The sequence below is a fragment of the Acinetobacter sp. 766875 genome (assembly GCF_000582055.1).
GTDB classification, from domain to species: Bacteria; Pseudomonadota; Gammaproteobacteria; order Pseudomonadales; family Moraxellaceae; genus Acinetobacter; species Acinetobacter nosocomialis.
On sequence record NZ_JEXX01000025.1, the window covers coordinates 1 to 23,338 of the forward strand.

14 protein-coding genes, 2 tRNA genes, 2 rRNA genes and 3 pseudogenes are annotated in these 23,338 nt (G+C 39.9%); 8 read left to right on the forward strand and 13 right to left on the reverse strand.

Features of this window, described 5'->3' with window-relative positions:
• Nucleotides 1-5: 5 nt before the first annotated feature.
• From J576_RS16540 to J576_RS16565, 6 genes are all read right to left on the reverse strand, one after another.
• Nucleotides 6-2,896, reverse strand: a 23S ribosomal RNA gene (locus tag J576_RS16540).
• A 340-nt stretch (nt 2,897-3,236) separates the two neighbouring features.
• Nucleotides 3,237-3,312 (reverse strand) — tRNA-Ala (locus J576_RS16545).
• Between the two features lie 55 nt (nt 3,313-3,367).
• Nucleotides 3,368-3,444: transfer RNA gene (locus J576_RS16550), tRNA-Ile, on the reverse strand.
• A gap of 59 nt (nt 3,445-3,503) precedes the next feature.
• Nucleotides 3,504-5,041 (reverse strand): 16S ribosomal RNA (locus J576_RS16555).
• The 16S and 23S rRNA genes sit together here with 2 tRNA genes alongside, the layout of an rRNA operon.
• Before the next feature lie 390 nt (nt 5,042-5,431).
• A complete protein-coding gene (locus J576_RS16560; RefSeq protein WP_002051931.1) occupies nt 5,432-5,989 on the reverse strand; it encodes a peptidylprolyl isomerase in 558 nt (185 codons plus the stop codon).
• A 147-nt stretch (nt 5,990-6,136) separates the two neighbouring features.
• On the reverse strand, nt 6,137-7,207 hold the full coding sequence (locus tag J576_RS16565; protein ID WP_002051867.1) for an alpha/beta hydrolase: 1,071 nt from the start codon (nt 7,205-7,207) through the stop codon (nt 6,137-6,139).
• A 210-nt stretch (nt 7,208-7,417) separates the two neighbouring features.
• On the opposite strand from J576_RS16565, the gene J576_RS16570 reads away from it, so the two are divergent.
• Nucleotides 7,418-7,744 (forward strand): hypothetical protein, encoded by a 327-nt coding sequence (locus J576_RS16570; RefSeq protein ID WP_002051871.1) that lies wholly within the window; start codon nt 7,418-7,420, stop codon nt 7,742-7,744.
• Nucleotides 7,745-7,914: 170 nt separating this feature from the next.
• Here J576_RS16570 and J576_RS16575 read toward each other — a convergent pair whose 3' ends face one another.
• Nucleotides 7,915-8,145, reverse strand: a complete 231-nt coding sequence (locus J576_RS16575) for a hypothetical protein (protein ID WP_002051903.1) — start codon at nt 8,143-8,145, stop codon at nt 7,915-7,917.
• Nucleotides 8,146-8,536: 391 nt separating this feature from the next.
• A complete protein-coding gene (locus J576_RS16580) occupies nt 8,537-9,403 on the reverse strand; it encodes an MBL fold metallo-hydrolase (RefSeq protein ID WP_002051930.1) in 867 nt (288 codons plus the stop codon).
• A 107-nt stretch (nt 9,404-9,510) separates the two neighbouring features.
• Here J576_RS16580 and J576_RS16585 point away from each other — a divergent pair.
• The 6 genes and pseudogenes from J576_RS16585 (at nt 9,511) to J576_RS16610 (ending at nt 16,041) form a co-directional block, all read left to right on the forward strand.
• A pseudogene (locus J576_RS16585) lies at nt 9,511-10,438 on the forward strand (LysR family transcriptional regulator).
• Nucleotides 10,439-10,566: 128 nt separating this feature from the next.
• Nucleotides 10,567-11,121: a nucleotide exchange factor GrpE gene (gene grpE, locus J576_RS16590; RefSeq protein ID WP_002051954.1), complete on the forward strand. Its 555-nt coding sequence runs from the start codon at nt 10,567-10,569 to the stop codon at nt 11,119-11,121.
• Nucleotides 11,122-11,273: 152 nt separating this feature from the next.
• On the forward strand, nt 11,274-13,214 hold the full coding sequence (dnaK, locus tag J576_RS16595) for a molecular chaperone DnaK (RefSeq protein WP_002051967.1): 1,941 nt from the start codon (nt 11,274-11,276) through the stop codon (nt 13,212-13,214).
• Between the two features lie 329 nt (nt 13,215-13,543).
• Nucleotides 13,544-14,461 (forward strand): matrixin family metalloprotease, encoded by a 918-nt coding sequence (locus J576_RS16600; RefSeq protein WP_025467935.1) that lies wholly within the window; start codon nt 13,544-13,546, stop codon nt 14,459-14,461.
• A gap of 81 nt (nt 14,462-14,542) precedes the next feature.
• Nucleotides 14,543-15,554, forward strand: a pseudogene (locus J576_RS16605) (M57 family metalloprotease).
• A gap of 100 nt (nt 15,555-15,654) precedes the next feature.
• The gene (locus tag J576_RS16610; protein ID WP_081400989.1) at nt 15,655-16,041 is read left to right on the forward strand and encodes a hypothetical protein; all 387 of its coding nucleotides are present in this window, start codon (nt 15,655-15,657) and stop codon (nt 16,039-16,041) included.
• Between the two features lie 49 nt (nt 16,042-16,090).
• Here J576_RS16610 and J576_RS16615 read toward each other — a convergent pair whose 3' ends face one another.
• The 4 genes from J576_RS16615 to J576_RS16630 all read right to left on the reverse strand — a co-directional run bounded on the left by J576_RS16615 (nt 16,091) and on the right by J576_RS16630 (nt 20,266).
• Nucleotides 16,091-17,389 carry a lytic murein transglycosylase gene (locus J576_RS16615; RefSeq protein WP_004711242.1) on the reverse strand — a complete coding sequence of 433 codons (1,299 nt, stop codon included), beginning with the start codon at nt 17,387-17,389 and terminating at the stop codon, nt 16,091-16,093.
• Between the two features lie 687 nt (nt 17,390-18,076).
• The gene (locus tag J576_RS16620; protein ID WP_002051942.1) at nt 18,077-19,198 is read right to left on the reverse strand and encodes a 5-(carboxyamino)imidazole ribonucleotide synthase; all 1,122 of its coding nucleotides are present in this window, start codon (nt 19,196-19,198) and stop codon (nt 18,077-18,079) included.
• 9 nt (nt 19,199-19,207) lie between these two features.
• Nucleotides 19,208-19,720, reverse strand: coding sequence for a 5-(carboxyamino)imidazole ribonucleotide mutase (gene purE / locus J576_RS16625; protein ID WP_000994663.1), 513 nt, complete (start codon nt 19,718-19,720; stop codon nt 19,208-19,210).
• 183 nt (nt 19,721-19,903) lie between these two features.
• Nucleotides 19,904-20,266 (reverse strand): DMT family protein, encoded by a 363-nt coding sequence (locus tag J576_RS16630; protein ID WP_004711246.1) that lies wholly within the window; start codon nt 20,264-20,266, stop codon nt 19,904-19,906.
• Between the two features lie 241 nt (nt 20,267-20,507).
• Here J576_RS16630 and mpl point away from each other — a divergent pair, with 241 nt between their 5' ends.
• On the forward strand, nt 20,508-21,881 hold the full coding sequence (gene mpl, locus J576_RS16635; protein ID WP_002051957.1) for a UDP-N-acetylmuramate:L-alanyl-gamma-D-glutamyl-meso-diaminopimelate ligase: 1,374 nt from the start codon (nt 20,508-20,510) through the stop codon (nt 21,879-21,881).
• A gap of 70 nt (nt 21,882-21,951) precedes the next feature.
• Here the strand turns inward: mpl and J576_RS16640 are convergent.
• Nucleotides 21,952-23,203: pseudogene (locus J576_RS16640) on the reverse strand (low temperature requirement protein A).
• Nucleotides 23,204-23,338: the final 135 nt, after the last annotated feature.

A 23,338-nucleotide genomic window follows, 5' to 3' on the forward strand; every position in this document is an offset into this window, starting at 1 on the left:
GTTGTATAGTCAAGCCTCACGAGCAATTAGTATTGGTCAGCTTCACATATCACTATGCTTCCACATCCAACCTATCAACGTCCTAGTCTCGAACGGCTCTTTAGAGGAATAAATTCCTAGGGAAATCTTATCTTGAGGTAGGCTTCCCGCTTAGATGCTTTCAGCGGTTATCCCTTCCGAACATAGCTACCCGGCGATGCGACTGGCGTCACAACCGGTACACCAGAGGTTCGTCCACTCTGGTCCTCTCGTACTAGGAGCAGATCCTCTCAAATTTCCAGCGCCCACGGTAGATAGGGACCGAACTGTCTCACGACGTTCTAAACCCAGCTCGCGTACCTCTTTAAATGGCGAACAGCCATACCCTTGGGACCTGCTTCAGCCCCAGGATGAGATGAGCCGACATCGAGGTGCCAAACACCGCCGTCGATATGAACTCTTGGGCGGTATCAGCCTGTTATCCCCAGAGTACCTTTTATCCGTTGAGCGATGGCCCTTCCATACAGAACCACCGGATCACTAAGACCTACTTTCGTACCTGCTCGACTTGTGGGTCTCGCAGTTAAGCGCGCTTTTGCCTTTATACTCTACGCGTGATTTCCGACCACGCTGAGCGCACCTTCGTACTCCTCCGTTACTCTTTAGGAGGAGACCGCCCCAGTCAAACTACCCACCAGACACGGTCCTCGTCCCGGATAACGGGACAGAGTTAGAACCTCAACATTACCAGGGTGGTATTTCAAGGACGGCTCCATTGGAACTAGCGTTCCAACTTCAAAGCCTCCCACCTATCCTACACAAGTAAGGTCAAAGTTCAGTGTCAAGCTGCAGTAAAGGTTCACGGGGTCTTTCCGTCTAGCCGCGGGTACACTGCATCTTCACAGCGATTTCGATTTCACTGAGCCTCTGCTGGAGACAGCGCCGCCATCATTATGCCATTCGTGCAGGTCGGAACTTACCCGACAAGGAATTTCGCTACCTTAGGACCGTTATAGTTACGGCCGCCGTTTACTGGGGCTTCGATCAAGAGCTTCGCTTACGCTAACCCCATCAATTAACCTTCCAGCACCGGGCAGGCATCACACCCTATACGTCCACTTTCGTGTTTGCAGAGTGCTATGTTTTTAATAAACAGTTGCAGCGGCCTGGTTTCTGCGGCTGTCATCAGCTCAGGAAGCAAGTTCCATCACCAACAACAGCGTACCTTCTCCCGAAGTTACGGTACCATTTTGCCTAGTTCCTTCAGCAGAGTTCTCTCAAGCGCCTTGGTCTACTCGACCTGACCACCTGTGTCGGTTTCGGGTACGATTCCTGTGTAACTGAAGCTTAGAGACTTTTCCTGGAAGCATGGTATCAGCCACTTCGCTGTACAAGTACAGCTTGCTATCGGATCTCAGTATAGAGTACCCCGGATTTGCCTAAGATACATACCTACATCCTTCCACCTGGACAACCAACGCCAGGCTGACTTAACCTTCTCCGTCCTCTCATCGCATTACACAGAAGTATTGGAATATTAACCAATTTCCCATCGACTACGCCTTTCGGCCTCGCCTTAGGGGTCGACTCACCCAGCCCCGATTAACGTTGGACTGGAACCCTTGGTCTTTCGGCGAACGGGTTTTTCACCCGTTTTGTCGTTACTCACGTCAGCATTCGCACTTCTGATACCTCCAGCATACTTCTCAATACACCTTCATCGGCTTACAGAACGCTCCCCTACCACTTGACTAATGTCAAATCCGCAGCTTCGGCACATAGTTTTAGCCCCGTTACATCTTCCGCGCAGGCCGACTCGACTAGTGAGCTATTACGCTTTCTTTAAAGGGTGGCTGCTTCTAAGCCAACCTCCTAGCTGTCTATGCCTTCCCACATCGTTTCCCACTTAACTATGATTTTGGGGCCTTAGCTGGCGGTCTGGATTGTTTTCCTCTTGACTACGGACGTTAGCACCCGCAGTCTGTCTCCCGGATAGTACTCATAGGTATTCGGAGTTTGCATCGGTTTGGTAAGTCGGGATGACCCCCTAGCCGAAACAGTGCTCTACCCCCTATGGTATTCGTCCGAGGCGCTACCTAAATAGCTTTCGGGGAGAACCAGCTATCACCAGGCTTGATTAGCCTTTCACCCCTATCCACAAGTCATCCCCTGGCTTTTCAACGACAGTGGGTTCGGTCCTCCAGTTAGTGTTACCCAACCTTCAACCTGCTCATGGATAGATCGCCTGGTTTCGGGTCTATACCCAGCAACTAAACGCCCTATTAAGACTCGATTTCTCTACGGCTCCCCTATACGGTTAACCTCGCTACTGAATATAAGTCGCTGACCCATTATACAAAAGGTACGCAGTCACACCACGAAGGTGCTCCCACTGCTTGTATGCATGCGGTTTCAGGATCTATTTCACTCCCCTCACAGGGGTTCTTTTCGCCTTTCCCTCACGGTACTGGTTCACTATCGGTCAGTCAGGAGTATTTAGCCTTGGAGGATGGTCCCCCCATATTCAGACAAGGTTTCACGTGCCTCGCCCTACTCGTCATCATTATGTGTGCCCTTTCGTGTACGGGAATATCACCCTCTACGTTCGCACTTCCCAGAGCGTTCCACTAAAACACACATAACTTAATGGGCTGATCCCCGTTCGCTCGCCGCTACTGAGGGAATCTCAATTGATTTCTTTTCCTAAGGGTACTGAGATGTTTCACTTCCCCTCGTTCGCCTTGCAACACTATGTATTCATGTTGCAATACCTACCTTAAAGTAGGTGGGTTCCCCCATTCAGACATCTCCGGATCAAAGGATATTTGCCGCCTCCCCGGAGCTTTTCGCAGGCTATCACGTCTTTCATCGCCTCTGACTGCCAAGGCATCCACCACATGCACTTAATTACTTGACTATACAACCCCAAACAGTCGACGTTACCTACAAGTTAGTAACTTCAACATTTCAGTTTAGAGCACTGTGTATTTAAACACTGTACAGCTTCAATCTAAATTCATATACCAAAACGCTTGATTCAGTTAATTTGCTAGTTCTCAATTCATTCAGATTAATTGCTTAATCTAAACTCTTGAGTGAACAATTTATTTCAGACTCAATTTTGCCAATCTGTTAATGAATAAACACGCCTTCGTCAGGTCATGCTTAATACCGTGATACTTAAATCACAGAAGTTAATAAACCAAGACCGAAATCTCTATTTACTAATTTCTGTAATCCGAACTTATCTTAAGTTCTGGTGGAGACTAGGAGAGTCGAACTCCTGACCTCCTGCGTGCAAAGCAGGCGCTCTACCAACTAAGCTAAGTCCCCAGCTTACATCATCAGTCATGTATCTTTTATCTATAACTTTAACCAGTCAAAGTCATGGTGGGTCTGACAAGACTTGAACTTGTGACCCCACGCTTATCAAGCGTGTGCTCTAACCAACTGAGCTACAGACCCTCAGATACATCTATGAAGAACAACTTGTTGTGGATTCTTACCAATCGTCAATCTTTCGTTAAGGAGGTGATCCAGCCGCAGGTTCCCCTACGGCTACCTTGTTACGACTTCACCCCAGTCATCGGCCACACCGTGGTAACCGCCCTCTTTGCAGTTAGGCTAGCTACTTCTGGTGCAACAAACTCCCATGGTGTGACGGGCGGTGTGTACAAGGCCCGGGAACGTATTCACCGCGGCATTCTGATCCGCGATTACTAGCGATTCCGACTTCATGGAGTCGAGTTGCAGACTCCAATCCGGACTACGATCGGCTTTTTGAGATTAGCATCACATCGCTGTGTAGCAACCCTTTGTACCGACCATTGTAGCACGTGTGTAGCCCTGGCCGTAAGGGCCATGATGACTTGACGTCGTCCCCGCCTTCCTCCAGTTTGTCACTGGCAGTATCCTTAAAGTTCCCGACATTACTCGCTGGCAAATAAGGAAAAGGGTTGCGCTCGTTGCGGGACTTAACCCAACATCTCACGACACGAGCTGACGACAGCCATGCAGCACCTGTATGTAAGTTCCCGAAGGCACCAATCCATCTCTGGAAAGTTCTTACTATGTCAAGGCCAGGTAAGGTTCTTCGCGTTGCATCGAATTAAACCACATGCTCCACCGCTTGTGCGGGCCCCCGTCAATTCATTTGAGTTTTAGTCTTGCGACCGTACTCCCCAGGCGGTCTACTTATCGCGTTAGCTGCGCCACTAAAGCCTCAAAGGCCCCAACGGCTAGTAGACATCGTTTACGGCATGGACTACCAGGGTATCTAATCCTGTTTGCTCCCCATGCTTTCGCACCTCAGCGTCAGTGTTAGGCCAGATGGCTGCCTTCGCCATCGGTATTCCTCCAGATCTCTACGCATTTCACCGCTACACCTGGAATTCTACCATCCTCTCCCACACTCTAGCTAACCAGTATCGAATGCAATTCCCAAGTTAAGCTCGGGGATTTCACATTTGACTTAATTAGCCGCCTACGCGCGCTTTACGCCCAGTAAATCCGATTAACGCTTGCACCCTCTGTATTACCGCGGCTGCTGGCACAGAGTTAGCCGGTGCTTATTCTGCGAGTAACGTCCACTATCTCTAGGTATTATCTAAAGTAGCCTCCTCCTCGCTTAAAGTGCTTTACAACCATAAGGCCTTCTTCACACACGCGGCATGGCTGGATCAGGCTTGCGCCCATTGTCCAATATTCCCCACTGCTGCCTCCCGTAGGAGTCTGGGCCGTGTCTCAGTCCCAGTGTGGCGGATCATCCTCTCAGACCCGCTACAGATCGTCGCCTTGGTAGGCCTTTACCCCACCAACTAGCTAATCCGACTTAGGCTCATCTATTAGCGCAAGGTCCGAAGATCCCCTGCTTTCTCCCGTAGGACGTATGCGGTATTAGCATCCCTTTCGAGATGTTGTCCCCCACTAATAGGCAGATTCCTAAGCATTACTCACCCGTCCGCCGCTAGGTCCAGTAGCAAGCTACCTTCCCCCGCTCGACTTGCATGTGTTAAGCCTGCCGCCAGCGTTCAATCTGAGCCATGATCAAACTCTTCAGTTAAAATCATTTTGCACCTTATTTATAGACAAGGTGCCAATTCTGGCTCATCAATTACTGACTTAAATTTCGCTCAAATAAACTTCGAGTAATTTAAACCAATCAATCAATGAAAATTATTTCGATTAATCAATCAGTAAAAATCCACACAAGTTGTTCTTCAATTCTCTTAATGATTTTTCTGCTCCTCGTCAGAGACAGATCCAACACAATACTAAGCTTTTATCTTAACCCTGTAAGCTAAGATATTCTTGTGTATCGCGTCGGGATGAGTGCATTATAGGGAAAAAAAACCGGTACGCAAGCACTTTTATAAATATCCATGCTCGACCGGTTCTTTTTCAGTCAGATAAATTTAAAAAATAATTTAAATTATTGATTTATATATTTAATTTATTTTCCCGTTGTTTTGATCTTTATATCTACAATCTTTATAGGCTGTTTTGGTACGTTTTGATGCATGCCATAGTTTGATGTAGGAACCTGAACAATACGGTCTACTACATCCATTCCTTTTACGACTTTACCAAAAACGGCATATCCCGGATTTCCCGGTGAACGGTTAAGAAATTTATTATCTGCGACGTTTATAAAAAATTGGCTAGTAGCTGAATCTGGATCTGATGTACGAGCCATCGCTAAAGTACCACGTGTATTTGCAATACCATTTCCTGCTTCGTTCTTAATAGGTGCTCGTGTTGTCTTTTCCTGCATATTTGCAGTCATGCCACCCCCTTGTGCCATGAAACCTGGGATCACACGATGAAAGATTGTCTCTTTATAAAAACCAGACTTTATATAGCTTTTAAAGTTATTCACACTAATCGGTGCTTTATCGTCATACAACTCTATTTCGATGTTGCCTAAATTTGTTTGCATCTCAACTAAGCTGTTAGCCCATACTGAGTGACTACTTAGACCTAGACAAAACAACATCAATAACTTTTTCATATTTTCCTACAATAAGCTTTATAAAAAGATAATTATTAAATCTAATCGCCTACAGCGAAGAATTCTAGTGACTATTTATTAAGAATTTTTAAGTCTATTTGTTTATTTAATCCATGTTCCACGTGAAACATGGATTATTGAATTTACTTAACTATTTTTATCCCAAAATTTTCTGAAGTTTTTACTAATTTCGATAGTATGACGTTTGGCTTTTCTAGAAATTGGAGTCAGGTTAATAAAACCATGAGTCTGTTCCGGAAACTCTTCGTAATACATTTTTACGCCATTTTGTCTTAATTTATGACTATATATTTTCGCTTCATCATGTAAGACATCGTGTCCAGCTGTAATCACAAAAGCTGGTGGATTTTTCTTTAGGTTGCCATAGGTGGGTGAAATAATTGGATCATCAAGTTCTACATTATGCTGAGTTGCATAATATTGTGTGACGTAATCAATATCGGTATTTGTTAAAACCAATCCTTCGTTATAGGCATAAAAAGAAGGATGTCTGCTTTTAAAATCTACTGTTGGATAGATAAGTAATTGTGCTTGCGGTGCATAAGCTTTATTTACTGATCTTTGCGCTACAACAGTACTAATATTTCCTCCTGCACTGTCCCCTGCAACCGCAATTCTATTTTTTAATATTTTTAATTGTCTGCGATTTTGATAAACCCATGCTAATGCATCTTCACATGACTGAATTAAATGTTGTGGTGAAACTTCCGGAGCAAGAGGATAGTCGATACTGAGGACCTGTACTTTTGCATATTTTGCTAATAAACGACAAACTTCATCATGAGTATCTAAACCACCTACAACAAAACCACCCCCGTGATAAAACACGATTAATGGCAGTTTCTTATTATTAGCCGGATGATAATGTCTGGCAAAGATTGTGCCGCTTTGTAGTGGAAGACGAATATCTTCTACTAATTCAATATAAGTTGGTTTTTGACGTATGGCCTGCATTTGTGCATCAAACATTCTTCTTGATTGAATCGGATCAGAGCCAATGAAACCCACTCTTCCCTGTTTGATTTGCACAGCCATCATGCATTTCGTAAATGAATCGAGATCTGGGTATTGATAAGAATATCCTAAAATTTTAGCGAGAGACTCTTGGGCTAGTCGGGGTAACCTATCAAGTGCTCGAGCAGCAGGGCCTTGTCCCTTATCTAGCAATGTTTGAATTTTTTGATTAAATGCTGTCATGCCTGTCTCCTTGAATCCCTCTTATCCTTCATATTTTCTACAGAATTCTTTGTTGTTTGACTATATTCGCATACAACTCATGCAATCAAGATACAAAGGTAAAAACCAATCTACGCTAATCTGATTTATAGCAAATGTCATTAACAAATCTGTCGATTAAAACAGGACTTTTTTGCCAATTATTGTTAACAGACAAAAAGAGGGACTGCTATGTCAGCAAAACTAGTTGTTACTATGTTAGCAACCAGTCTTTTAACTGTAGGCTGTGTTGCTTATCCAGATGATCCTTATTATCGTGGTGGCGGATATGGTTACCATGATCATGATCGTCGCTATGATCGTGATGATCAACGTCGATATAATGATTGGGAACGAAAACGTTGGGAAGAGCGTCAACGAGTATATGAACAACAACGTAAAGACATTCGTGAACAAGAAAAAAATCGTCGTGAATGGGAAAAAAGGCACCGTGATTGGGATAAAAAACGGGTAGAAAATCGAGATCATGATCGCCGGGATTATCGTCACGACGATTAAGCTCACTAAGATATAAAAAGCCCCAAAGAGATAAGTCTTCTGGGGCTTTTTTGAGGAATATAAATTCTCTCTAATTTATAGAAAAATGAGTAGCAGCTCATTTCATATATGTATCGGCATCATGAACATATATGTTCTATAAACTCATATCTCTTATTTTTAGCAGTGTATTACTGAGCAGTTGCAGAACCTGAAACTGAACCAGAAGCACCAGCGTCTACTTGACCAGGTTGTGCTTGACCAGAAACACCTGCGTCGATACCAGCACCAGCATGTACGCCAGATGGGCTAGCACTTGTTTGAGCAGAACCAGAAGCGTTTAAACCAGCTTCTGATGCACAACCAACAGCTGTAAGAGCAACACCAGCAAGTACTACAGAGATAAGACCTAATTTTTTCATGATTGCTTTCCTTTCATTACGACAAACGTTTAAATGCAAAGTTCATCTTCGCGCTGCCTATAATTCACAATTTTTTTTTCTGACGTGCGTATCATTGGTTGTCTTTTGTAGTAATAGAAGTACAAATTCTGCAATTTTTTATTAAATTCAATTTTTTTATATGACCAACCTAATTTATAAATTAAACCATAGATAAACATTTGTTTAATTTTATCAATTTTTTCTTTTCATTCTGCTTGGCCGTTATATTTAAAATTTTTCCATTCATAGAAACGCTATATAAGGTACGTAGATTGTTACAGAGCTTTTTGGCCCTTAAAAGTGGTTTTTTATAAAAAAAGCCGCGAATGATCACGGCTCTTTTAAAAGTGAATACGGCTTAAATATTAAATTATGGCCACTGCATTTCACCTTTTACGACCTTAGCCCCTAACTCTAAGCTATCCACGCTTTGAAGTGTTGGATATTGCTTTTGCATGAGTTTGCTCAACTCAGTAGCATTTTTAGTTGCTTTAGCTACTTTTTCATAGCTATTTAAATAATTAATTGAAAAGTTAACAGCATCTAGGCCTTGTGGTGCGCCTTCTACCATATGAGCAGGTACAACAATTTTAGGTTGAAGGGCTTTAATGCTTTCTAAAGATTGAATGACTTCCACACGATCTTTGGTTTTAGGGGTATCGGCCATCCATAAATGAATGCCTGAAGATACCGGAATACCACCCACGACTGCTTTTGCAGAAGGAACCCATAAATAAGTAAGCTCTTTTTTACCTTTAATCTCGATTGATTCATTCTCAAGTTTTAAAGTTTTAGCAGTGTAAGCTTGAGGCACAATAATTTGGCTAGGTGCATTTGCACCCATTTGTGGCCCCCAATATTTAACTTTAAGCGCTTGAGTATCCTGAATATGCTTTACTGTTTCCGGCGTAGCAATGATCTGTACATTCGGGAAATACTGTTTAAATACGTCTAAGCCGAAATAATAGTCCGGGTCACCATAGCTTACAAAAATAGTTTTTAATGTTTTACCGCTATCGAGAATATTTGCGGCAAGGCGCAATGCTTCAGATTTTGAAAATTGTGCATTAACCAATAAAACTTCCTTATCTCCTTCTATTAAGGTTGAAGTCACACCGAAGTGTTCTGGTTTAGCAAGAAAACTCTGAATTTTCAGTTCTTGAGCAAAAGCTGACTGAGCCATGGTTAATGCTGTAGCAGTAGCAAGTGCGGAAGCGGTTAATTTAAATAATTTCATTAGGTATTCTCCTGTTTCATGAAGAATACTTTAAATTGCAATTTATGTAAGATAAACGCACTAATTTAAGATAAACTGTTGCATATATTGTAATAATAGCTAGACATATGGATACTTTAAAAGCGATTCAGGTCTTTGTTTCTATTGCACAACATGGCAATTTGACCAAAGCAGCCGAGCATCTTAATTATTCTCGTGCCATGGTTTCGCGTTATCTTGAACACCTTGAGCATACGTTCTCAACTCGACTTTTCCAAAGAAATACCCGAAAAATATCTCTTACTCCAGCAGGTGAGAAAGCTCTACTCTACTGTGAAAATATTTTACAACAGCAGTTACTCTTACAAGAACTCGCTGCACCTGAGCAGCATAATGGAACAATTCGTTTTACGTGCGGTTTATTTTTGTTTGAACTAGGGGTAGCAGAATGTATTCGACAGTTTAAACGTCAGCATCCACATATTGATTTTGATGTTTACTTAACTGAAAACACCATGGATCTTATTGATGCACAAGTAGACTTGGCGTTACGTATCACTCAAAAGGTGGCCGATGGTTTAATTGCACGACCCGTTTGTCAAATCGAGTCTGTGTTCTGTGCTCATCCTGATTATTTGAAACAGCACAGTCCCCTGCTCCATCCTCGTCAACTTATTCAACATGAATGTATTGCTCATCACAGCCAACATCAATACTGGACACTTTTTGATAATGAACAACAGCCTCAGAACTATCCTTTAAATGTCACTTTTAAAAGTAATGATGTGAATGCGCTTTACGATATGTGCTTACACGCACAGGGAGTCGCAATGTTACCTACTTTATTAGTGGAGAAGGATTTAAAAGAAAAACGTCTAACTCCTTTATTTAAAAACTTTACGGCCCCTGAGTTAAGTTTGTCGGTCGTGTATGCTTCTAGACAGCATTTACCTCGAATTACTCAAGAATTTATAGCTTTTATGATTGAAAAGCTGGATTTTTACTTAAAACCGCAAAATTAAAGCTTTAAATTGCCGTGTACGCTTGAATTTTTAGGCAATGCCCATACTTCATCCCTATTAATGAATTACAGCATATGCATGGCAGTTCAGGTTTTACGCAGTAAATACTGATGCCAAAAAGGACTGTACATGTTTAAAAACCCATTTAAACGGAGATCATCAATGGCTAATGAGCAAAATGAGCAAGCTCAAGACATTCAAAATGAGCAAGCTGAGCAATCTAACGAGCAAACTCAGGCTGAAAGTGTAGAGCAAGCAAACGACGTTACCGTTGAATCTTTACAAGCGCAAATCACCAAACTAGAAGAAAATCTTAAGCTTGAAAAAGCTCGTACTGCTAATGCAGTTTACGAAGCACAAAAAAGCGTAGAGCGTATTCAACGTGAGTCTGAGAAACATAAAGAGACTGTACTTGAAAAATTTGCCAAAGAATTGTTGGACTCTGTCGACAATTTAGAACGTGCAATTCAGGCAGCTGGTGGTGAAGAAACACCTGTACTTGAAGGTGTTAAGTTAACCTTAAAGTCACTGTTAACGACTCTTGAGAAATTTGGTGTTGTAGAAGCTGATACTCAAAATGGTTTCAATGCAGATTTACACCAAGCTGTTGGTATTGATCCAAATGCCAAAGCCAATGAAATCGGCACCGTTTTACAAAAAGGCTATACCTTAAATGGTCGCTTGTTGCGCCCTGCTATGGTTATGGTTGGTCAATAAAATGAGCAAAAGCGAAGCATCGCTTCGCTAAAAGCACAAAATTTGAGAGTTTTTTGATTTTTTTTCATAAAAATGCTTGAAAAAAACCGATTGACTCTCATATCGAATAACAAGCAAAAACATTGCAACAGAATTTTAGAGGAACACACCAAATGGCGAAAATTATTGGTATTGACTTAGGTACTACCAACTCATGTGTTGCTGTACTTGAAGGCGATAAAGTAAAAGTAATCGAAAACGCTGAAGGCGCACGTACAACTCCATCGATCATTGCTTATAAAGATGGCGAGATCTTAATTGGCCAAAGTGCTAAACGTCAGGCAGTAACAAACCCTAAAAATACATTATTCGCGATCAAGCGTTTAATTGGTCGTCGTTATGAAGATCAAGCAGTACAAAAAGACATCGGTCTTGTACCGTATAAAATCATCAAAGCAGATAATGGTGATGCTTGGGTTGAAGTAAACGATAAAAAATTAGCACCTCAACAAATCTCTGCAGAAATCTTGAAAAAGATGAAGAAAACAGCAGAAGATTACTTAGGTGAAACAGTAACTGAAGCGGTAATTACCGTTCCTGCTTACTTTAACGATGCTCAACGTCAAGCAACTAAAGATGCGGGTAAAATCGCTGGTTTAGATGTTAAACGTATCATTAACGAACCAACTGCTGCTGCACTTGCGTTCGGTATGGATAAAAAAGAAGGCGACCGTAAAGTTGCAGTTTACGACTTAGGTGGTGGTACATTCGACGTATCTATCATTGAAATCGCGGATCTTGATGGCGACCAGCAAATTGAAGTGTTATCAACTAATGGTGATACTTTCCTTGGTGGTGAAGACTTTGATAACGCATTAATTGAATACTTGGTTGAAGAATTCAAGAAAGAACAAAGTGTGAACTTGAAAAATGATCCACTTGCGTTACAACGTTTGAAAGAAGCTGCTGAAAAAGCAAAAATCGAGCTTTCTTCATCAAATGCAACTGAAATCAACCTTCCATACATCACTGCTGATGCTTCTGGTCCTAAACACTTAGTGATCAACGTAACACGTGCAAAACTTGAAGGTTTAGTTGCTGATTTAGTTGCTCGTACGATTGAACCTTGTAAGATTGCACTTAAAGATGCTGGTCTTTCGACTTCTGACATCTCTGACGTAATCTTGGTTGGTGGTCAGTCTCGTATGCCGCTTGTACAACAAAAAGTACAAGAATTCTTCGGTAAAGAGCCACGTAAAGACGTGAACCCTGACGAAGCAGTTGCTATCGGTGCTGCAATTCAAGGTGCTGTATTATCTGGTGACAAGAATGACGTATTACTTCTTGACGTAACACCATTAACTTTAGGTATTGAAACAATGGGCGGTGTATTAACACCAATCATTGAGAAAAACACTACGATTCCTGCGAAGAAATCACAAGTGTTCTCTACTGCTGCTGACAACCAACCAGCTGTAGATATTTCAGTTTACCAAGGTGAACGTAAGATGGCTCAACAAAACAAATTGTTGGGTAACTTCCAATTAGGCGATATCCCACCTGCTCCACGTGGTGTGCCGCAAATTGAAGTATCGTTTGACATCAACGCTGACGGTATCTTGAAAGTATCTGCGAAAGATAAGAGCACTGGTAAAGAGCAATCGATTCAGATTAAAGCAAACTCAGGTTTGTCTGATGCTGAAATCGAAGCAATGATTAAAGATGCTGAAGCGAATGCTGAAGAAGACCGTAAGTTTGAAGAACTTGCAAAAGCTCGTAACGAAGCTGATGCATTAATTTCAAGCTCGAACAAAGCTGTTAAAGATCTTGGTGACAAAGTGACTGAAGATGAAAAAACAGCGGTAAGCACAGCAGTTTCTGAACTTGAAGCAGCAACTAAAGAAAATGACGTTGACGCGATTAAAGCGAAAACTGAAGCTTTACAAAACATTTTGATGCCGATCACTCAACGTGCTTATGAACAAGCACAACAAGCTGGTGGTGCTGAAGGTTTTGATCCTAATGCATTCCAAGGCGGTGATGCTGGTCAACAAAAAGCTGATGATGGCGTTGTAGATGCTGAATTTACAGAAGTAAAAGATGACAAAAAATAATTTGTCTCTTTAAAAAGACCGCGCGAAAGCGCGGTTTTTTTATTATTTACAAAAAATAACAATTATTATTTTTATATTTATTTGCTATTTTTTAGTCAAAAAGGTCAATTATAAAAATTAACTATTTATTATTTATAAAAAATTTAAAGAATTAGAATCACTGTTATTAAATCCATTTATTTTTACATTAATGCCAAATAAATAGATTTATTCATTCCGTTTCTTTAGCAAGATCACAAAATGATCGCCTTCTTTGGTCTCCTTTATCACTTTGACGAATCTAAATTACTTACTAACAATAAGAATTTATTTATATTTTTATTTTTGCCATGAAAAAATTTCTATGGTGGGGAATGAGCTTTTACTTAAGTATGAGCTTACACACAGTTGCTTTAGCTCAAAGCCCTTTATCAACTATTTCTTTTAATCAACCTCTAAAATACAAGATTGATTATATAGATCCACGCTTTCATATTACCAAGGAACAGTTTGTTCAAATTGGCAAAGAAGCTGCTGAAATTTGGCAGAAAGAAACTGGAAAAACTTATTTTATTTATGACTCACAAGCAGAGCTTACAATTAATTTAGTATTTGATGATTATCAAACTGCTCAAAATGAAAGAAAAATTAATATAAATAAGTTATTACAGCAGCAGGAAGAATGGCGGGAGAAAAATAAAGCTGTTCTTTTATCTAAACAACAAATAGAGGAGGAAACTACTCTTTTGAATGAAGCCAAAGTCCAGCTTAATAATAGATTTGAACAATATCAAAAGGATGTAACTATCTTTAACCAAGGAAATGTTGGGAAATTTAATCAAGCTGATTTAATTAAACGTCAAGCTGAGCTAACCAGATTATCATTAGATTTAAAAACAAAATTTTCTCATCATAGTAATAAAATAGAAACTCTTAATGCGCAAATTAAGCAAATAAATCAACATCAAAACATGCTTAATCAAGCTATCAAGGAATTTAATTTAAGCACAACTGATCGTCCTGAGACTTTTCATAAAGGCTTATTTAGTCAAAATCAAATTCAGATTTATGGCTTTAATTCATTTGATGATTTGCGTTTAACACTTGCCCATGAATTTGGACATGCATTGGGACTAAAACACACTACTGACCCTAAATCTTTGATGTACCCTCGTTTAAAGGAACAAGATATTCATAACTTCAAATTAACACATTCAGATTTAGATTTACTGAGTTCAACTTATAGTTCAAATGACAAAAATCATTAAAACTAACTGATTAAATAAACTAAATAAAATAAAAACTGTTCAAATTTTACTAACAAATAATTTGGCAAATGGTAAAAAATAATGAGACCAAAGTCTCATTTATTTATCGAAATTGTATATTTTTTGATTGATTTTTCATTTTATCTTCTTATAATACGTTTTTTTTAAAATCTCCCCCCTGACGACTATGCGCTTAACATCTTTGTTATTAGGCTTGGCTTTTGCTTTTTCTAATTTTCAGGCCAATGCTCATCTTGCAACTCCTGCAAACACTCAAGTTCAGCAAAAAAATGCTCAACATTTAACATATAGAATTGCTGAAGTTGATCCTCGTTTTGGTTTAAGTCAAGATCAATTGATTCAGATTACTCAGCAAGCTGCTGATATCTGGAAAGAAGGTACAGGTAAAAATTACTTTACTTATGACCCAAATGCAAAGTTAGAAATTCGTCTTGTATACGATGATAGCCAAAATCGTTCAGCAGAGCGTCAAAAAATTTCTGCTCAGTTTAAGCAAGATCAACAACGTGTAATTGATGAACAGCAGCAAATTAAGCAGTTGAAGCAAAATTTAAGTCAAACTCAATCTGATCTTGAAAACAAAAAACAGATCTTAAATGAGAAGTTGAAAAATTTTGATCAACAAATGATGCAGTTTAACGAAGGTAAATTAGCACCTGAATACACAGCAAAATCTCTTGCGAAGACTCAGAAAGATTTACAGAAGCAAACTGTTTCTTTGAAGAAAGATATTGCCGCTTATAATCAGCAAGCTGCAGATTTAAACAAAAAGGTTAATCACTTTAATCAGATTAACGATCAGTTCAATCAATCTTTAAATCAGTTTAAGCAAAATGCCCAAGCTGATGTATTTAAGAAAGGGATTTATAACGGTAAACAAATCACAATTTATGAGTATAGCTCAATTGATGATTTACGTTTAACGATTGCTCATGAATTAGGCCATGCACTAGGCTTAAAACATAGCGATCAACCGGGTGCCCTAATGTACTCAGTTCGCAAAGACAGCGATAAAAAAAGTAATGTTTTAACTGATGCTGATCGTGATCTATTAAACGCTTTACCTCAATAATTAGTTATGAGACATAACGATGTATCTATTTTATAAATAGATACATCGAAATTCATGTCAAAGTCATGTTATTGTGGTTGTAAGAGCCGTCTAAAATAGAATGGAGATCAAGATGAGTTATTATCATATCCTGATTGAAGTAAATGATCACATTAGTACGATTGAGCAAACTCGAGATATCGAACTATTTGATATTATTGAACTTAAACCTTATCTTCATTCTATTTTATTACCTTACTTCAATGAGCAAGAAATTGAGCTTGAAGATGAAAATATTGGATATAAAGATATTTTACATCTGGAAGTTAAGCAGACATTATTGCCTATCGAGCACCTAATTGAAGAAGAACAAAAGCAGCTACCAAGTGATACTGATGTCACAATTACTGCTTATGAAATCTTTAATGACCGCGATTTAAGCCAAGATGTTACCTCAGTTATTTTTGATATATTGGAAGCAGTAAAGCTAGATCAATCTATAGTTTAGCTGTCCAATAAAAAAGGTCTGCATATGCAGACCTTTTTTATTTAATATTTTATTGCATCATTTTTCGTGCTTGTTCTTGGCGGAATGCACGTAAAATTTGTTGCCCTGCCCGTCCTGTTGGATTTAAACCTAAACGGGTTTGCTCCTGACGTATAGCAACACGGGTTTTATCTCCAATCAGTCCATCAACAGCACCAATATCATAACCACGATTAATCAAAAATTGCTGAATCTCACGACGCTCTGCGCGAGAAGTACCAGGGTCATCTGTTGGCCAAGAAGCAACGAATGGTTTCCCACCTTTTAAACGATCAGATAAATGTGCAATTGCAAGTCCATAACTTTCTGCTGCGTTATAGCTATAAATAGCATCAAAATTTTTAAATACTAAAAAGATTGGACCACTTGCTCCTGCAGGCGCCATTAACCCAGCTGGTGTGCTACCAGATAATGCACCTTGAATTAATGGTGTACCATCAATTCGGGTTACCCCACGTGAACTCCAGCTACTCAATGGCTTTTTAGAGCGACGCCCTTCTCCATCAATTGACATACCTGATGGAATTTTGACTTCAAAGCCCCAAGGCATACCAGTTTGCCATCCAGCTTTATTCAAGAAATTAGCCGTAGATGCCAATGCATCTGCTGTGCTAGATACTAAATCACGACGACCATCACCATCAAAATCAACAGCTAAGCGTTCATAAGTTGATGGCATAAACTGTGTATGTCCAAAAGCGCCAGCCCATGAACCTTTAAGTTGATCTTCGGTTAAATCACCGCGTTGCAAAATACGCATAGTGGCAAAAAATTCTGTCCGGAAATAACTTTGCCGGCGCCCTTCACAACTTAATGTTCCAAGTGCCTGCAATAAAGGATATTTTCCAGAAATATCGCCAAAATTACTTTCAACGCCCCACACTGCCACAATTGTTTCAGGCGGTACGCCATAAACTTGAGAGGCACGATTTAAAACATCACGATATTGCGCTAATTTTTGTTTCCCAAGCTCAACACGTTCTTCATCTACAAGACCAGATAAATAGTCCCAAATTGGTGTCGAAAACTCTGGCTGATAATTTAACTTATCAATTACTGAGTAGTCCGGCGTTAAATTTTGTGTATAACGGTCATACGTGCTACCCGAAACACCCGCAGCAATCGCTTGCGAACGTAAATTTGCCAAACAACTCTGAAAATTATTATTAGGCGTGTAAGTATTGCTATTCGTTACAGGAACTGTTGCATTACTAGATATTGTAGAAGTAGAACCATTAATTATCAGCTCTGCTTGAGCCTGAGTCATTGTCAAAAATATAGACCCAACAATACAAGAAAAACGTCGCATATTATCCTAGTTCAATTTTTAAATTTAAATTTGTCTTTACCATACCATTATGGACTCAAAATTTTCAGAGAGAAATCGTAAATTTGAATTCATAATTCCTTCTTTAAATTCATTTCCAGAGTTTTAAATTCAAATTTTGCATCCAGTTTTAAATTTAAAACTTCCAACATCAGATTAATTATTTTTAAATTCAAAAATCGCACCCATACTTTAAATTCAAAACATCAGTTTAAATTTAAATATTCAAATCACAAACCAATTGTGGATAACTTATAAAACCACACACGAAAACTGCCGAAACCCCTATATTCTATATATCTTTCATCATCTTTATACGCTACAAGCCCCTCACCACTCATGGATACATGTTTTAAATTTAAAAGTTAGATATAGTTTTGAATTCAAAATACCACTCAGATAACATGCATCTTTTTAAATTCAAAACGCACATAAGCTAGAGACCCGATTTAAATTCAAACTTTAGGTATTGGGGATAACTTATTTTAAATTCAAAACCACCAAAAACAAGTTATTCTATTTTTAAATTCAAAATTACAACCTTTATTTAAATTCAAAAGCTCAATAGAAGTTATCCACAGCAAGACAATATTAGATTTTTTAATTTTTTTAAATTTAAAAGATAAAAAAAGCGATCCGAAGATCGCTTTTTTGCAAATTTTAACTGAATTAAATGGTCATATCAGCTGTTAATGCGAGTGGTTCTGGCAAAATTTTCGCTAATTGACGGCATAAATTCGTCAATTCATTACTATCCACAGGCATTAAGGTAATGTGGCCTAACTTACGGCCAGCACGTTCTGATTTGTTATAAAGGTGCAGATGAGCGCCATTTAGTGCTAAAACATCTTCAGTTTTAGGATGCTGACCAATAATATTGATCATGACCGTTGGTCGAACAACGTCTGTTGAACCTAATGGTAAGCCTGCAACAGCTCGAATATGGTTTTCAAACTGTGAACATACAGCACCTTCAATTGACCAGTGACCTGAATTATGAACACGTGGTGCCATCTCATTCGCGCATAGGCCTTGTTCTGTCACAAATAGCTCGAGAGTTAGCACACCTACATAGTTGAGATGATTTAACAAACGTGTAATGTAGTCTTGAGCAACAGGTTGTAGAGCTTCACTATTCGGTGCAGGAACGATTGAGTGCGACAAAATACCGTTGTGATGGTGGTTTTCAGCCAATGGCCAAGTCTTCACTTCACCATTTTGACCACGTACTGCAATAATCGAAACTTCGCGAGAAAACTTCACAAAGCTTTCAGCAACTAAGCTTTTTGCAGGACCAAGCTCTGCCCAAGCTGTATCAATTTGGTCTTCTGAACGAAGTACAAACTGACCTTTGCCGTCATATCCACCAGTTGCTGTCTTGAGCACAATTGGTAAACCAAGCTCAGCAACAGCTTTTTTTAAGCTTTCTAGGCTGTCTACAGCACGATACGGCGCAACAGGAATCGCAAGTTCATCAAATAATGCTTTTTCTGACAAACGATTTTGTGCAGTTGCTAAAGCAATACGGGGAGGGTGCAATGTTTTGGTTTGTGTTAAAACATCTACGTCCGCAACCGGCGTATTTTCAAACTCAAGACTGAAAACATCAGCACTTTCAATAAACTGCTTTAAACCTTGTTCATCTTGGCTAGAAAAAACTTGGCCTAAAACACCTGCTGGACAATCTGTATTTGCTTCAAAAAAAGTACATTGAATATTTAATGGTAACGCTGCTTGCGCCATCATACGGCCCAATTGCCCACCACCAAAAATACCGATAGTTTTATCCATTTCAGCCTCTTAAACCTGTCCCGGAATATTGTTGCTTGCAACTTTATCAGTTTGCGCAGCACGGAAATCTGCAACATTTTTTGCGATTTCAGGACGAGTTAAACCTAAGATTTGAGCAGCCATAATCGCAGCATTAGTCGCACCAGCTGGGCCAATTGCCAAAGTACCGACTGCGATACCTGCTGGCATTTGTACGATTGAAAGTAATGAATCTACACCATTTAAAATTGATGATTTAACTGGTACACCCAACACAGGTAAGTCAGTTTTTGCCGCACACATACCCGGTAAATGCGCAGCGCCACCAGCGCCTGCAATAATCACTTGAATACCGCGATCACGCGCAGTTTCTGCGTATTCAAATAAACGGTCTGGCGTACGGTGAGCAGATACCACTTCCGCTTCAAATGGGACACCAAGCTGTTTAAGCATATTGGCAGTATGTTCAAGCGTTGCCCAATCGGACTGGGAACCCATGATAATTCCGACTAAAGGTTGGGTATCTGTTGCGACCGCGTTCATTGGCATTTCCAAAGCGTAAAAATGGTAAAAACTCGACTTGTACCAAGCCAAGCATGAGAGAAAAAGATGAGGCCAATATTATAGCTGTTTTTTCACTCACCCCAAAGCCCAAGTTTATGAGGAAAAAGCGTGAATCCGATGGATTTAACAACGATCTGTCTGAAAACCCAATTTCAAATAATTTTACTGGCTTCTAAATACAAAATAGACACAACCAAACAAGCATAACATGGCCCAAACATAGTCTAATTTAAACGGCTGCTTAAACAGCAACACCATAAATGGTACAAATACAATGAGGGTAACCACTTCTTGGGTAATTTTCATTTCACCCAAAGTCCAGTTTTGATCACTCAAGATTCGAGTTGCTGGAATCATAAAACTATATTCCAGTAGGGCAATAATCCAACCGAATAAAATCGCTTGCCAGAATGGAGCATGGTGCAAAAACTTAAGATGCCCATACCATGCAAGTGTCATAAAACAGTTCGAAATAATTAATAGCACAAAAGCTAAAACCGTTGGGCTCAAAGGCACATCCTTCATCGTCACGATGATTTAAGTATTAATATGGATCAAAAACATTATAAAAGATAAAACTATAATTCAGCTTAAATCTAAAAAATAAAGCTGTACTTTTATGAGTGCCTCAAACACATAGAACAACAACGAATTTTGACTATCTTTTCCAGTTGAGCCTTGCTATCGTTGCTGGCAAATTTATCAATAATGAAAACACAGTAATTCACATTAATACTGTGTACAAAAGCAGTGGAGAAGGCGAGCAATGCATCTGCATATCTTGGGTATTTGTGGCACTTTTATGGGCTCTTTAGCACTTTTAGCTCGTGATTTAGGACATAAGGTAACAGGTTCCGATTCAAACGTTTACCCGCCAATGTCTACCCAGTTAGAAAATGCAGGTATTGAACTCATGCAAGGCTATGACCGTAGTCATTTACAGCCTCATCCAGATTTGGTCATTGTCGGCAACGCTATGAAACGTGGTATTGATGCCGTCGAATACATGCTCAATGAAGGCCTGCCATATATTTCTGGTCCACAGTTCCTTGCTGACCACGTTTTACAAGGCAAACATGTCCTTGGGGTGGCGGGTACTCATGGAAAAACAACCACAACAACCATGTTGGCTTGGGTACTTGATCAGGCTGGTTTAAACCCAGGCTTTTTAATTGGTGGTGTGCCACTTGGTTTTAGTGAAAGTGCTCGTTTAGGCGGTGGCAAATACTTCTGCGTTGAAGCCGACGAATATGACTCAGCTTTCTTCGATAAACGTTCTAAGTTTGTTCATTATCATCCAAAAACGGCGATTTTAAATAACCTTGAATTTGACCATGCCGATATTTTTGATGACCTAGCAGCAATTCAAAAACAGTTCCATCATCTTGTGCGTACCATTCCAAGTGAAGGCCGTATTATTGCGCCAATTACTGAAACTCATATTGATGAAGTACTTGAAATGGGTTGCTGGACGCCAGTGATTCGTACAAGTTTAGAAGCGAATGAAAAAGCTGCTTTGTCTGCCAAATTAATTTCAATTGATGGCAGCCATTTTAAAGTACTCGAAAATGGTCATGCCATTGGCGAAGTGAAATGGAGCATGACAGGGCAACACAGCGTAGCAAATGCTTTGGCAACCATTGCAGCCGCTCAACATGTGGGTGTTTCGCTTGAAAAGGCTTGTGACGCTTTATCTAACTTTGGCGGTGTGAAACGCCGTATGGAGTTACTCGGTACAGTGAATGGTATTGAGGTTTATGATGACTTCGCTCACCATCCAACAGCAATTGATACGACTTTGGATGGCGCACGTAAACGTTTAGGCGAACGTCGTTTATGGGCCATTATTGAACCGCGTTCAAATACCATGCGCATGGGTAGCCATAAAGATGGCTTGGCACATTCAGCACGCTTAGCAGACGACGTTATCTGGTATCAGCCAGAAGGTTTAGACTGGGATTTGCAACCAGTGATTGAAGCTGCTTCAAACCGCGCTCAAGTCAGCCGTTCACTTGATGAAATTATTAACCGTATTGTTAATGAAGCAGGTGAGGGCGATGCTGTTGTGATTATGTCTAATGGCGGCTTTGGTGGCTTACATCAAAAACTTATAAACGCATTAAAAGCAAAAGCTGCTTAACTTTCTCTCTAGATGATTTAATAAAAAAACGGGTTTCAGTTTGAAACCCGTTTTTTTAGTTTAATGGTTTTTAAACCTGCTTTGGCTCTATATCTTCTATAAATTTATTCGAGATGAATAAACGTAACGTATAAACAATACCCATCGCAAACACGCTATACCCCACGTTATTACAAATAAATGGAATACATAAAATAATGAGTGCAGTAATAGGATAAAACCATTTAGAAATTCCAGCTAAACATTCAAACTCGTATAACATCCATATACAAGTGGTATAAAGCACCACACTCACTGCGACAATTACGCCCATATATAAATCAGAGATATGTGCATGATGGGTCGTGACATCCACGGCGGCGGCAAGCGCAGCACCTACGGCAGCAATACTCACAAAGACAAAATAATGGCCATAACCCCATACAAATGGACGCACACCTTTAAAATGATGATGTTGTTCACTACGATCAAAGTAAGCCCACCACATTGCGAACATGAGCATCAATCCACCAATCATTAAGAAAACGGCTGGAATATTGATAGATTGAGCCGCAAGCGCATCACGTATGGCATTAAAACTCCCTACGATTGATTCGCCTAAAACAATAATAGTGAGGAGAGCATAGCGCTCTACAATATGATGAGGATGCCACGGTGTAGGCGAATGTTTTTCCGCATAGATAGGAACAAATAACTCGAACACAACCAGACATAAAAATAGAGGTATAGAAAGGACATGAGCAAAGTTAGCTACAAGCCAACCAATTTGTACTAAGACTATACCGATCGCATAGCGGTAAGCCGTAACTCGCCGTTCAGGATCATGTTTTGCTGCGCGAAGCCACTGGGTGACTAAAGCCAAGCGCATAATCACATAACCTACAATAATGATGTCAAAGTCCTGACTACGAAATACATCAGGAATACCTGCGGCCATGACCAATGAACCCACAATCTGTACAAAGGTAAGGCACCGATACAATGCGTCATCATTATCGTAAGCTGAAGCGAACCATGAAAAATTCATCCACGCCCACCACAGTGCAAAAAATACCATCAGGTAGCTTGGCAGAGCATGCCAGAGATGATTTTCAATAATCGCATGATGTAACTGCTGACCCGCTGTGGCAATCGCAACCACAAAAATTAAATCGAACAATAGTTCAAGGGGAGTCGCTGCTCTATGCGGCTGTTTTGGATCTCTTGGAGATAAAGGCCTCAAACTTAATTTTTTCTGTTTTTCTTGAGTAGTCATAAAATTAACGTTCTCGAATAAAGTGCCAACACGTTAACACTTTAATATTAACGTCCAGATCACGCATTAAAAATTATTCAGGTCTGATGATTAATCTTTACTCATCAATAAACTATATTTCATTTTTGTGACAATTCTTTATCAAGACAATAGCCTTAATTCTTTATCATAGCCCACGTTTTTTGTTCTCGTTTGGAATATG